This window comes from Agarivorans sp. JK6, assembly GCF_045277145.1.
Lineage (GTDB): Bacteria > Pseudomonadota > Gammaproteobacteria > Enterobacterales > Celerinatantimonadaceae > Agarivorans > Agarivorans albus.
The window spans coordinates 1,062,950-1,076,250 of the sequence record NZ_CP113525.1; the positions used below are offsets into that span (position 1 = coordinate 1,062,950).

The 13,301-nt window shown below is 45.4% G+C and carries 12 protein-coding genes; 10 read left to right on the plus strand and 2 right to left on the minus strand.

Going from position 1 to position 13,301, the window contains the following annotated elements; translation table 11 throughout:
• Positions 1 to 99 precede the first annotated feature (99 nt).
• From pilV to OV592_RS05040, 6 genes are read left to right on the plus strand one after another with little or no spacing between them, the layout of a single operon-like run.
• Positions 100 to 660, plus strand: a complete 561-nt coding sequence (gene pilV, locus OV592_RS05015; RefSeq protein WP_338624434.1) for a type IV pilus modification protein PilV — start codon at positions 100 to 102, stop codon at positions 658 to 660.
• Positions 657 to 1,667, plus strand: coding sequence for a PilW family protein (locus OV592_RS05020; protein ID WP_406610615.1), 1,011 nt, complete (start codon positions 657 to 659; stop codon positions 1,665 to 1,667). Before pilV ends, OV592_RS05020 begins: the two co-directional genes overlap by 4 nt.
• On the plus strand, positions 1,667 to 2,128 hold the full coding sequence (locus OV592_RS05025; protein WP_406610616.1) for a hypothetical protein: 462 nt from the start codon (positions 1,667 to 1,669) through the stop codon (positions 2,126 to 2,128). Before OV592_RS05020 ends, OV592_RS05025 begins: the two co-directional genes overlap by 1 nt.
• A 56-nt stretch (positions 2,129 to 2,184) precedes the next feature.
• Entirely contained in the window at positions 2,185 to 5,919 is a 3,735-nt protein-coding gene (locus tag OV592_RS05030; RefSeq protein ID WP_406610617.1) for a pilus assembly protein, read from the plus strand.
• Positions 5,920 to 6,351, plus strand: a complete 432-nt coding sequence (locus OV592_RS05035; protein WP_406610619.1) for a type IV pilin protein — start codon at positions 5,920 to 5,922, stop codon at positions 6,349 to 6,351.
• On the plus strand, positions 6,335 to 6,646 hold the full coding sequence (locus tag OV592_RS05040; protein WP_406610620.1) for a hypothetical protein: 312 nt from the start codon (positions 6,335 to 6,337) through the stop codon (positions 6,644 to 6,646). The genes OV592_RS05035 and OV592_RS05040 overlap by 17 nt, the downstream gene beginning before the upstream one ends.
• A gap of 26 nt (positions 6,647 to 6,672) precedes the next feature.
• Here the strand turns inward: OV592_RS05040 and OV592_RS05045 are convergent, their stop codons facing one another.
• Positions 6,673 to 7,194, minus strand: a complete 522-nt coding sequence (locus tag OV592_RS05045; protein WP_406610621.1) for a GspH/FimT family pseudopilin — start codon at positions 7,192 to 7,194, stop codon at positions 6,673 to 6,675.
• Between the two features lie 334 nt (positions 7,195 to 7,528).
• Between OV592_RS05045 and OV592_RS05050 the strand changes: the two genes are divergently transcribed.
• On the plus strand, positions 7,529 to 7,867 hold the full coding sequence (locus tag OV592_RS05050) for a P-II family nitrogen regulator (protein WP_016401299.1): 339 nt from the start codon (positions 7,529 to 7,531) through the stop codon (positions 7,865 to 7,867).
• A 60-nt stretch (positions 7,868 to 7,927) separates the two neighbouring features.
• Here the strand turns inward: OV592_RS05050 and OV592_RS05055 are convergent, their stop codons facing one another.
• On the minus strand, positions 7,928 to 8,665 hold the full coding sequence (locus OV592_RS05055; RefSeq protein WP_016401298.1) for an outer membrane protein assembly factor BamD: 738 nt from the start codon (positions 8,663 to 8,665) through the stop codon (positions 7,928 to 7,930).
• A 246-nt stretch (positions 8,666 to 8,911) separates the two neighbouring features.
• Here OV592_RS05055 and rluD point away from each other — a divergent pair, with 246 nt between their 5' ends.
• The 3 genes from rluD to clpB all read left to right on the plus strand — a co-directional run bounded on the left by rluD (position 8,912) and on the right by clpB (position 13,298).
• A complete protein-coding gene (gene rluD / locus OV592_RS05060) occupies positions 8,912 to 9,880 on the plus strand; it encodes a 23S rRNA pseudouridine(1911/1915/1917) synthase RluD (protein ID WP_406610622.1) in 969 nt (322 codons plus the stop codon).
• 2 nt (positions 9,881 to 9,882) lie between these two features.
• A complete protein-coding gene (pgeF, locus tag OV592_RS05065; protein ID WP_406610623.1) occupies positions 9,883 to 10,611 on the plus strand; it encodes a peptidoglycan editing factor PgeF in 729 nt (242 codons plus the stop codon).
• A 116-nt stretch (positions 10,612 to 10,727) separates the two neighbouring features.
• A complete protein-coding gene (clpB, locus tag OV592_RS05070; RefSeq protein ID WP_406610624.1) occupies positions 10,728 to 13,298 on the plus strand; it encodes an ATP-dependent chaperone ClpB in 2,571 nt (856 codons plus the stop codon).
• The last annotated feature ends 3 nt before the right edge of the window (positions 13,299 to 13,301 follow it).

Here is a 13,301-nt window from a genome sequence, read left to right on the forward strand (position 1 = left end):
AGGCATAGCCTTCTTTTTTGCGCTATACCCTAATTAATTGCTCGCTTCGGAAGGCACAGCTATCGAAGGCCACAAAGCATCAAGGATGGGTAGGTTGGGATGCAACTAAAATACTCAAAAATCAGAGGGTTTACTCTGATTGAAGTTATTATCACCTCTTTTATATTGGCGGTAGGTTTGCTAGCGGTTGTTGCTATGCAAGCGGTTGCCAAGCGCTCAAGTTTCGAGACCCATCAACGTACCGTTGCCATGATTTTAGCTGAAGACATGGTAGAGCGGGTTCGCCTTAATCATATTGCTTGGCAAGCCAATAACCCCGCCACCGTTACCGTAGGTGATGGTCAAACCGCCAGAGCAAAACCCGCTTGCGCCGAGGATAGTGGTTTGATGACCGCTTGTAGTCTTGCCGATGTAGTGAATTACGATCTTTATCATTGGGAGTATGGCCTCTATGCCAAAGCCGCAGGTGCTAAGGGCGGCTTAGTTAAGCCAAATGGTTGCGTATTGTTAAGCGCTAATGGAGAGCTTACCGTGGTGGTTACTTGGTTATCGAGGCAGTCTTTTAGTGGCATTACCAGCAGTAATACGGTTACAGCCAACTGTGGAGCACAGTCAGATAAACGCCGCAAAATGGCCTTAACGACGCGGGTGGCCTCATGATTAGGCATTCTCAGCAGGGCTTTACCCTTATTGAATGGTTAATTGCCATTGTGATCGGACTTTTTTTAACCGCAGGGATCAGTAGTTTTTTGGTCGCCTCACAGCGCAGTACCGAATCAACCTACCATAGTGAGCAATTGATGGAGAGTGGCAGAATTGCCATGCACTTGATTACTCGTGATTTGAGAATGGTGGGTTTTTTTGGGGAGTATACCGGTAATCCAATGGTTCGCGGCTCTGGTGTTGAGCTAGTCGCTACCGATGTTACCGCAGCTAATGATTGCACAATAGATTGGATTGGTAGCACTCCAGAAGGTTCATTTCCCTCTGTGGATGGCCGATTTAGCTCCTTGTTTGTAGGACAGATAAATAGCTCAAACTCTCTTAATGGCCAATATAGTTGCGTGAGTAGCCGCAGTAATTTGGTTGTAGATTCAGATGTTATTGGCATCAAAAGAGTGATTGGCTCACCTATTCAATCTGCGGGGGAATTAGATTCTGACCGCTACTACTTTGCCGCAAATGCGGCCAGTGCCCAAATATTTACCTCTGCCGACCCTTGGCCTACCGAGACCGTGATGCCTGGCAGGCAAATATGGGAATACCAGCATATTGTTTACTATCTGGATGTGAGCGCTCAGTCTGGTTTGCCGGTGCTTCGTCAGCTATACCTTGATAATAACAGCGGTATGCAAATCTTGGGATCTGGCCCCTTGGTGGAAGGCATCGAGCGGATGCGCGTATTGCTGGGAGTTGATACCGATACCACTCAAGATGGTGTGGTGAATGACTTTGTCTCCTCAGACAACGTGACACCTCAGCAATGGAGTGAAGGCAGAGTGATTGGCGCTAAAGTATTTTTGTTGGTTCGCTCCTTAACCGAGGATAAAAACTATACTAATGGGAATAGCTACGAATTAGGTGATTTGAGTGTCGCTGCTGCTAACGATCATTATCGACGGGCCTTATTTGAGTCGGTGGTATCACTAAGAAATATGGTGTATTGATGCAACTAACTGTTTTGCTTAGCCAAAATAAAGCTAAAAGCCAGCAAGGGGCAGCTCTGTTTGTGGCAATGTTATTTTTGCTCATTTTAAGCTTTTTAGGTGGGGTATTGTTAAGTAGCGCTAACCAAGGACTAAAAGTGGTGTCAGCGATGGGGGACCGGGTAGGGGCAGAGCACTTACTTGAAGGCGAAATGAATGAGTTAATTATTGAGCCTAATCTTCAAGGGGTGATTGGTGCTATGGCACCTGCCGCATCGATGGCTGTGTCAACCATGGTAACCGGGGCTGACGGTACCATGCTTCATACGGTAGACAGCGTGTGTGCGCGTAGTTTTACCGCCAGTAGCAATAACGCCATTACGCAGTGTCGTTATGTACGAGTAGATGCAACAAAAACATATGGAAAGGCTAATCGAGCTTCAACGTCAATAGCTGCCGGTATAGAGCAGCCGATGCTATAGCCAAAACGGTAAAGCCGCTTGCATAGTTTGCAGGCAAGGCAACAAGGAGAGAGCAGATGAACGGTCGGTTAAAGTCGGGACTGCTTGCATGGTTGTGTTCCGCAGCAGTAACTCTTCCAGTTTGGGCTGATGATACAGAGCTATTTTTATTTGATTTTAATAGCTTGAGTTCGGCTGACCCGAAGGTGTTAATTATATTTGATACCTCTGGCAGTATGGCTTGGAATATAACGACTCGCCAAGGCTACAACCGAGATAGCAATGGCGATGTTAGTTACCAAGATTATCCTATTGCGGTTAGCTCTCAAAACAGCCTAGATAATGATTTCATCTATTTCACGGTTAACGGTGTTGATGGCTCGTATATTCCCACCGGTGCCAATGATGACCGGCGGTTTATTTGGGACATTAATAATTGCGCAGCATCTTATGAAGCCTTAGCTAAAAACGGTATTTTTACTGGTTACTTTCGTGAGCACCGGGTGCAAGGTGGCACTGGCTCATGGGACGATGTTCGCCTGAATAACGGTGCTAACTATACCGTTCTTGATTGCATGGATGACTATGAACTTAGTAGCGATGCGAGTGATGGTCGTTTACTGGATGATGATGGAGAACCGCGTTCTTTTACCGTAAAACTGCAGGCTTCCGACGGGAGTTTTGTGGATAAAGTCGTTTCCACAATTAATCCTGGTCAATATCGCGAGAGTAATAACTCTTATGTAGATGCTCCCCAGGGCTACCCAATTAATGGTGCGGCAAATAACACTGATGACTTTTATACCCTAAATAAAACCGATGCAGAGCAAACCACCAAGGACTCATTTGATGATGGTTATTTAATTACGCTTTATTCTGCAAATTACCTACGTTGGTATCATCATTCAGATGCAACTACTACTCGACCTCGTATCGAAATTGCTCAAGAAGCAATGGAAAATGCTTTAAGTACCATTAATGGGGTTAAATTTGGTTTGATGGTGTTTAATCGCTCTAACGACGGCGGCAGGGTGATTCGGGGGATTCAGGCCTCGGATGATAATCAGGATCTTATATCAGATATTATAGAACTCACCGCTGATGGCGGAACCCCGCTAGTAGAGACGCTGATGGAGGCTAAACATTACTTTGCTGGAGAAGCCGTCGATTATGGAGAAAAGGGAAATAACAACGAGAAAAATGATCGAGATAAAACTATTGAGACGTCCTCAGGAGGAACAAATACGTATTTATCACCCTATGAAGTGGGATGTGATAGCTCAATCAACATCATTTACGTCACCGATGGAACTCCTAGCGTTGATGCCGATGAAAATGAAAATGTTAAAAATCTGCCAATTAATACCGACAATGTATTTGGTTGTGATAATGCCACCACAGTTAATGGTTGTACTTGGAAGGATCCAGTTGGTTTTGGCACTGGCAGCGAAACCTCGTATTTACCGGTGTTATCTAAGTGGATGAATACCAACGATATTAACCCCAACATGACGGGTAGGCAGTACGCAAAAATATCTACTATTGGTTTTGGTGAAGATGTTATCGAAGGCGGCACGGCAATGTTAACTGCTACTGCCGAAAATGCGCAGGGGCGCTTTTATCCTGCCGAAGATGGCGTCTCTTTAGAGGCAGCTTTTCGTCAAGCCTTAATCGGAATCTATGAAGAGAGTTCTTCTTTGGTTTCTCCCGCTGTCACTAGCAACAACTTTGACCGTACTCGTACTCTAGATAGAGTTTATTACGCCATGTTCAAGCCTTCACTTAATCCACGTTGGCGAGGCAACTTGAAAAAGCTGGAACTGTCTTCTGAGGGCTACATGGCGGATCAAAATGGGAATCCTGCTATTGGAGCAGATGGTTCTATTATCGACGAAGCCAAAACATTTTGGTCTTCAGTCAAAGATGGCAACAACGTAGAGCTAGGAGGGGTCTCTGAAATCTTACTCAGCAATGACTCTCGAATGGTGTATTTCAATCAAACTGATAGCGGCAGCTTCACCACTTTAACTACTAACAACTTGGTCACAAAGGCGGGTAGCAATGCCGATTTGGCTAACCAACTTGGTGTTGTTGAAGACGATATTGCTGATCATGTAAGTTGGATCCGTGGTACTGATGTAGATAATGATGACGGAGATACCAGCACCACTATTCGCAGTGATTTAATGGGCGATCCGCTGCATTCTCGCCCTTTAGTCATTAACTACGGTTTACGCAGTGACGCAGCTGCCGACAGCACAGATCCCGACGACATGGACATAAGAATTATAGTAGGTACCAATGGTGGTGCTATGCATATGTTTAAAGATACCGGATCAAGTGTTACAGAAAGCTGGGCATTTTTCCCCTATGAGCTATTAGGCAGGCAGCTTACCTTGCGCAGTAACATAGCAAGCTCGCAACATGTATATGGGATAGACGGCACTCCAACTGTATTCCTCAAAGATGCCGACAATGATGGCAAGTACAGCAGCAGTGGTGACAAAGTACTGGTGTTTACCGGGCTGCGCCGCGGTGGGGATGCTTATTATGCGATGGACTTGACCAAGCCTGACCTACCCAAAATGTTGTGGCGGATTGATAGTTCCAGCACCGGCATGTCTGAGCTTGGTCAAAGTTGGTCTCAGCCTACAGTCGGTTATGTACCGGGCCATAGTAATCCGGTAGTTATATTTGGTGGTGGTTATGATACCAACCAAGATTTAGCCACTCCTGGTGATGATGATCGAGGTCGTGGAGTATTTATTGTTGATGCTTTCGATGGCAGTTTAGTGTGGAGCATTACACCGGGAGATGATGACCGCCTGACTCACAGCATTCCTGCTAAAGTCGCGACTTTAGATAGTGATGGGGATGGAAATATTGACCGCTTGTACTTTGGCGATACCGGAGGCCAAGTATGGCGAGTGGATTTGTTTTCAGCCACCCAATCCAAGTGGAAGATGACCGCTTTAGCGAGCATTAGTGATAGCTCAGTCGTTACCGATAAACGTAAGTTCTTTACCGAGCCGGTTATTGTAAGAACCTACCTGAAAAAGCTCACTCGCATCACTTCCGGACAAGGGGATGACCAAGTAACCATTACTGACTCTCAGCAAATACCCTACGATGCCGTATTAATCGGAACGGGTGACAGAACTAAACCGGTGAGTGATAAAGATCCCAACGGAGTAGACAACCGCTTCTATATGTTCCGTGATTATAATGTTCAAGTTACCGATTTTGGCGCGCTTGACGACGATGCTCAGCCAGTAGCCATTGTTTCTAATGATTTATACAACATTACCAGTGATCCTATTGGTGCATTAAGTGATGAAAGCGCCATTGAAACACAGCTCATTGCGCTGGGTGCTTCCAAAGGTTGGGTATATAACTTGGTTGAGGACGGCGAAAAGTCCTTGGGAGCGGCTTTGGTATTAGGTGGTGAGTTGTATTTCACTTCGTTCATTCCAGAAACCACTAACTCGGCAACATGTACTATTCCCACCATCGGTAAAGGTCGCACTTATGCTGTAGATATGCACATAGGTACCAGTATCAATAACAGTCGCTACTATGATGTAGATAATAAAGTACCCGATGATTTGATTATTCACTCTGGCGAGGATGAGCAAGGTGAGTCGGTGGTAAGAGTATTTGGTGGAGATCCCGGTGAAGAGCTAGAGTTTGATGATCAAGATGAAAACAATGATCATACTTGTGAAAATGCTGGCGAGTGTAAGGAAGGCTCAAGAGAAGCCAATATGGACATGAGTCCAAAACAAATTTACTTCTATTTTGATGAGGGCTAAATGAACCACTCGATGCGCGGTGTCACCTTAATGGAGCTCATGATTGCGGTAGCTATTGTCGCCATATTGGCGGCGGTAGCTTACCCTGCTTATACTTCATTTGTCGCCGAATCTCGGCGCAGTGAGGCCATAAAAGAACTAGCCACCTTAGCGGTATTACAAGAACAGTATTATGCCGATAATGCGAGTTATGCAGCTAACCTTGCCAGCTTGAGCTTGGCTGCGTCTGGTGCTGGCTCTTATAACACCGAGAATGGCTATTATGCCATTACGCTAAGTAGTTCTGCAGCGGCTAGTACATTTACAGCTAAGGCGACTGCTTTAGGTACTCAACTTAGTGCTGATACCGACTGTAAAATTTTCTCTATCGATGATGAGGGCAGCAAGTCTGCTGAGGATTCGTCGGGAAATTCAAATGCTGATTGTTGGTGATCTTATGAAAGGTTTAGCTATTTTCTTATGTTTGATTTTGCCCATGTCTTCAAGCTGGGCGATTACCGTTAAGTGCTACATGGCTGGCTCCACAGGTTATGATCAAGTGGTAATAGCTTCGCCTAAAGATCTAGATTCAATAGCAGAGATTACAGCGGAAATTAGACAGCGGTATACCAATCACACCGCTAGTGCACAAAAGTTTGGCAGTATTTCTCAGATTGAATGTGTTGAATTTAACAGTGAGTTTAGTAGTGATATTGCCAATGTAAGGTTTGCAGAACTTGAATACTAATTAGAGTGAGGAGCTCAGTCACAGGATTAGATAGGGCAGCTGCTTTTTTCACTATCGGTGATAAAACGAATATTGCCGCCTTTTGAGATAACTACGCCATCAATGTAGCTATTATCATTTGAACAAAAGTAGAGGCTTCCCGAAGCCCCGGCAATTAAACCATCGCTCTGAAAAGAAAATGAATCTATTGCTCCTTTAAAGTCGATATTGCCTGCCTTAGTAAATGGTTCCGCTGCCAGTAGAACTTTCTCACCACTATCTAGTTTCCCGTTGCTATTATCGTCGGCGAATACCGTTAAACCAGAATTCACTTCTCCGCCACAGTCGCTGCCATTGGCCTTTAGGGCACAAACAACTACACGTTGATTAAGGTTTATTGCTTGGCTGCGAGCAAAACGCACTTCTCGCATCATCCGGTTGCTTGATGCATCCGCCGCCATTGACTGAAACAAACTGTTCATACTGGGTACGCCGATACCCAGTAATACCACCGCGATTGCAATGGTTATCATTAATTCAAGTAAGGTGAATCCGGTTTGCTTAGTCAATTAAGGCACTCTTAACTCAAGTCTTTACTGTAAGTGTATACGCTTATGGTGGGTCTGCAGCTACAGAGGGGTTTTTTGTACGAAGTGTGTGGTAAGTTCGATGAATAAAGCCAAGGACTGATTGAAAAAGGTGAGCCATTGATTCAATTGAAGATTCTTGCGATGACGTTTAAGCCGGCGAAATTCAGCTAAGATATTGATTTTGCGTGAGCCGAGTGGTGTTTTTTAGCCAATTCCCTGATTAAGCTAAGTGTATAACGTTGTCACATGCGCGCGCTTGGCTTAAAGTAAGGGCATAGATACTCAACAAAATGATAAATAAAAGGAAGTACACATGAAGCAAGTCACGGCAATTATCAAGCCATTTAAAATGGATGATGTTCGCGAAGCTTTAGCTGATATTGGTATTACGGGTATGACAGTTACCGAAGTAAAAGGCTTTGGTCGACAAAAAGGCCACACTGAGCTTTACCGTGGCGCTGAGTACAAAGTAGACTTCTTGCCAAAAATGAAGCTAGAGCTAGTCGTTCAAAAAGATGATCTAGAGCGTTGTATTGAAGCCATTGTGCAAACCGCGCAAACTGGCAAGATTGGCGATGGTAAGATCTTTGTTCGCGATGTAGACCGCGTTATCCGTATACGTACTGGTGAAGAAAACGAAGATGCGATTTAACGCGTACCCAGATACAAAAAAGGCGAGCTCTTAGCTCGCCTTTTTTATGCTTAGTCAATATTAATTCACACTAAGTATTAATGCTGTTTGTTCCGCTTTATCGGTAATGCCTAGAGCCTTGTAGCCATCTTCCATCACTTTAAGTGCATCGCGTGCAGATGGTGTATCAGAGAAGTTCTCAATCACATAGCGAGCGCGATTTACCGCACCAATATACGCTTCACGCTTAATGTAGTAACGCGCCACCGATACTTCGTAGCGGGCTAGGTTGTCTTTTAAGTGAACCATGCGCTGCTTGGCATCTGCAGCATAATCACTGTGCGGATAACGATTAATCAAGGTCTTAAAGTCGTTGAAAGCTTGGCGAGAAAAGCTTGGGTCTCGGTCAAAACGGTCAATACCAACAACGCTTTGGAACAAGTTGTAGTCTGCCGCCATATTGGTAAGACCGCGCATGTAATAGACGTAATCTAACTCACTGTGCGTTGGGTTATTGCGAATAAAACGGTCGGTGCTCGCTAAAGCCATCGCTGTATCACTACGTTTGTAGTAGACGTAAATAAGGTCAAGCTGTACTTGATTAGAATAGGGGCCAAAAGGATAGCGCGTATCTAAGGCTTCTAGGTTCTCAACTGCATCGGTAAACGCGCCATTGTTGATTGCTGTTTGGGCTTCTGCGTATAGCTCCGACGCTGGTTTGTCAGGGATCTTTGGCTTTTCTTTTGAATTCGAAGAACAAGCTCCAAGCATCAAGCCGAGCAGTATTACTGAAATTGTTTGCTTATAAACGCGCATCATGGACTAAAAATCGTCTTTGTTGTTTCTGTGATAACCAAATAACAATACTCGTCTCAACGTCGAAAAGTATTAGGTTAAACACCTCAAATAATGGGCAAACAGTATCCTCTATGCCACTTAAACCGTCAATCACCGAGTGACATATATAGTGGGAGGTGCATCTAACAAACCATTTTCTTCTATGCTTTAAGCTAGGAATGATTACAATAGCCCGTTTTGGCCTTCCTGTTAGAGGTAAAACCTAAGATGAGTCAACCTTTAGAGTTGCGAGCAATCGTTGATGATGAGCTAGCTGGAGCTCGCCTCGATCAGGCGTTAGCTGCGCTGTTTCCAGATTATTCCCGTTCACGGATCAAAGAATGGATCCTTGGCGAATGTGTTCGTTTAGATGGCGAACTGAAAGTTAAACCTAGGGAAAAGGTAGTTGGCGGGGAAGAGATTGTATTAAATACCGTGTTGGAAGACGTGGTTGAAGCCCAAGCTGAAGATATCGAGCTCGATATCGTTTATGAAGATGACGATATTCTGGTGATTAATAAGCCTATTAACATGGTAGTGCACCCTGGTGCTGGCAATAACAGCGGCACTGTACTCAATGCTTTATTGCATCGTTATCCATCAATTGCCGAAGTGGCTCGCGCCGGTATTGTGCACCGTTTAGATAAAGATACCTCTGGGCTTATGGTGGTGGCTAAAACCGTGCCTGCGCAAACTCACTTAGTTGAAGCGCTTCAAGCTCGCCATGTAACCCGTGAGTACGAAGCGATTGCTACCGGGGTTATGACTGCTGGTGGATTGGTGGAAGAGCCGATTGGTCGTCATCCTACTAAGCGCACTCATATGGCAGTAGTTGCTACTGGTAAACCTGCAGTAACGCATTACCGCGTAGCGGAGAAGTTTCGTCAACATACGCGTATTCGCTTGCGCTTGGAAACAGGCCGTACTCACCAAATTCGGGTGCACATGGCGCATATTGGACACTCACTTTTGGGTGACCAAACCTACGGTCGTTTGCGTTTACCTAAAGGCTCTAGTGAAGAGTTGATTGCTGCTATGCGTGGTTTTCAGCGCCAAGCTCTGCATGCGGTAATGTTACGTTTAGAGCACCCAATTACGGGCGAAATGATGGAGTGGCACGCTCCGGTTCCTCAAGACATGTTAGATATTGCCGATGCCTTGCGCGCCGATCATAAACTCAATCCTGATTTAGGCTAAGCATGGCTAAATTGCTGATTGATTGGCCCAGCCCAAAAAATGTAAAAGCGGTTTACAGTGACCGCTTAGCAGGCGCTAGCTTGGCTCCCTATGATTCCTACAATCTGGGCGATCATGTGGGGGACGACGCCAGCGCAGTGCAGACCAATCGGCAGCATTTCCAACAAGGTATGCCACAGCAAGTGTGTTGGCTAAAGCAAATTCACAGCACTCGTGTGGTAGATGCTAGTGAGCCTAGCATGCGTTTTGCTGAGGCCGATGCAAGCTTTGCGAAGCAAGAAGATGCGGTATGTGTAGTCATGACCGCAGATTGTTTACCAGTACTTTTTTGCGATAAACAAGGCACGGTAGTGGCGGCGGCGCACGCTGGGTGGCGCGGTTTGCTCGATGGCGTGTTAGAAAATACCGTAGCAGCAATGAACATTGCTCCCAGTGAGATCATGGCTTGGTTTGGTCCTGCGATTGGCCCAGATGCCTTTGAAGTAGGTGCTGAAGTTTATCAGCAATTTGTGGCTAAAGACTCAAAGTCGGCCAGCGCTTTTACGGCTAGCGCAAATAGCGGTAAGTATTATGCCGATATCCACCAACTGGCTAAGCAGCGTCTTAGCGCGCTAGGTTTGAATGATGTTTATGCTGATGCGAGCTGTACTTTAAATAATGCCTCACGTTTCTTTTCTTACAGGCGTGATGGCCAAACCGGACGAATGGCTGCTGCCATCTGGCTTAGCTAAAGCAATAAAGCTCACAAAACCATCGTCTTGATGGTTTTTTAATGCCATTTATCTTGAATTTTTTTACATCTAATCCCACATATTCATTAATAGCTTAATATATGTGGAGGTGTGACATGCGCCTAGATAGATTCACAAGCAAATTTCAATTAGCGATTTCAGACGCTCAATCTTTAGCATTGGGGCGCGACCACCAGTTTATTGAACCGGTGCATTTAATGTCGGCCATGCTAAATCAAGATGCCGCTTCGCTACGGCCATTATTAGTAGAAGCCGGAATTGAAGGCAGCGCCTTGCGTTCTCAGCTTTCTCAAGCCCTAGAGCAGTTGCCACGTGTTGAAGGCACTGGTGGCGAAGTACAGCTTTCTAACCAATTAGTGGTGTTACTTAACCTTTGTGACAAGTTGGCGCAAAAGCGTAAAGATAAATTCATTTCATCAGAAATCTTCTTTTTAGCTGTTACCGAAGACAAAGGTAAGCTTGGCGATATTATGCGTGAGTTAGGCGCAAATAAAGAGAATATAGAAAAAGCCATTATCAAAATTCGAGGTGGTCAAAAAGTTGATGACCCTAATGCCGAAGACCAGCGCCAAGCACTAGAAAAATACACCATCGATCTTACCGAGCGAGCCGAGCAAGGCAAACTTGACCCGGTGATCGGTCGTGACGACGAGATTCGTCGCACCGTGCAGGTATTGCAGCGTCGTACCAAAAATAACCCAGTATTAATTGGTGAGCCCGGAGTGGGCAAAACTGCGATTGCCGAAGGCTTAGCTCAGCGGATCATTAACCACGAAGTGCCGGAAGGACTAAAAAACAAACGCGTTTTATCGCTTGATATGGGGTCTCTAGTTGCGGGGGCTAAATATCGCGGTGAGTTTGAAGAGCGCTTAAAAGCAGTGCTTAATGAGCTTTCTCAAGAAGAAGGCCAAGTGATACTTTTCATCGATGAGTTGCACACTATGGTTGGCGCCGGTAAAGGCGATGGCGCGATGGATGCGGGTAATATGCTTAAACCTGCCTTGGCGCGTGGTGAACTGCATTGTGTAGGCGCAACAACGTTAAATGAGTATCGCCAGTATATTGAAAAAGATGCAGCACTTGAGCGTCGCTTCCAAAAAGTGCTGGTGGAAGAGCCTAATGTTGAAGATACCATAGCGATTTTACGTGGTTTAAAAGAGCGTTATGAATTGCACCACTCGGTTGAAATTACTGATCCCGCAATTGTTGCGGCAGCCAGTTTGTCACATCGCTATATTTCCGATAGGCAGTTACCTGATAAAGCTATCGACCTAATAGACGAAGCAGCTTCAAGTATTCGTCTGCAAATAGATTCTAAGCCTGAAGCTTTAGACAAACTTGAGCGCAAAATCATTCAGTTAAAGCTGGAGCGCCAAGCGCTACAAAAAGAAGCAGATAGCGCCAGCCTTAAACGACTAGCTTTATTAGACGAAGAGTTAGCTGAAAAAGAAAGCAAATTTAAAGAGCTAGACGAGGTTTGGAAGGCCGAAAAAGCTGCTTTATCGGGCACCCAACATATTAAGGCCGATTTGGAACAAGCTCGTTTAGATATGGACGTTGCGCGTCGAGCAGGCGATTTAAATCGTATGTCTGAGCTGCAATATGGTCGAATTCCAGAATTGGAACGTCAGTTAGATTTAGCCTCGCAAGCCGAGATGCAAGATATGAGTTTGTTGCGTAACAAGGTGAGCGATGCCGAAATTGCCGATGTTTTGTCGCGCTGGACTGGTATTCCAGTTAATCGAATGCTGGAGGGCGAACGCGACAAGTTGTTGCGTATGGAGCAGCAACTGCATGATAGGGTGATTGGCCAAGGCGAGGCCGTAGAAGCTGTATCCAATGCTATTCGCCGCAGCAGAGCGGGATTATCTGATCCGAACCGCCCGATTGGCTCGTTTTTGTTTTTAGGACCAACTGGTGTGGGTAAAACAGAGCTATGTAAAGCGCTCGCCGAATTTATGTTTGATACCGAAGAATCAATGGTGCGTATCGACATGTCGGAATTTATGGAGAAACACTCCGTTGCTCGTCTAGTCGGAGCGCCTCCAGGTTATGTGGGTTATGAAGAGGGCGGTTATTTAACTGAAGCGGTAAGGCGCAGACCTTACTCGGTTATTCTACTTGATGAAGTAGAAAAGGCTCATCCAGATGTGTTTAACATTTTGCTGCAAGTATTAGACGATGGCCGCTTAACCGACGGGCAGGGGCGAACGGTAGATTTTCGCAACGCAGTCATCATCATGACGTCTAACCTTGGCTCAGACATTATTCAAGAGCGACATGGTGAGATGACTCATCAGGAGATAAAAACGGCCTTGATGGGCGTGCTTGCTCAACAATTTAGGCCTGAGTTTATCAACCGAATTGATGAGTCAGTGGTTTTCCATCCATTAGCACACGAACAAATCCGCACAATTGCCGGAATACAAGTTCAGCGTTTGGTGCCACGTTTGGAGGAAAAAGGTTACAAGTTGGAGTTTAGCGATGCGGTGTTAGATAAGTTAGGACAAGCTGGCTTTGATCCTGTCTATGGTGCAAGGCCTTTAAAGCGGGCTATTCAGCAACAGTTAGAAAACCCCTTAGCGCAAGCCATTTTATCGGGACAAATCGAACCAGGGAAAACCATTCGTATCGAATTAGAAGATGGCCAATTAGCCTTTAAATAGAAG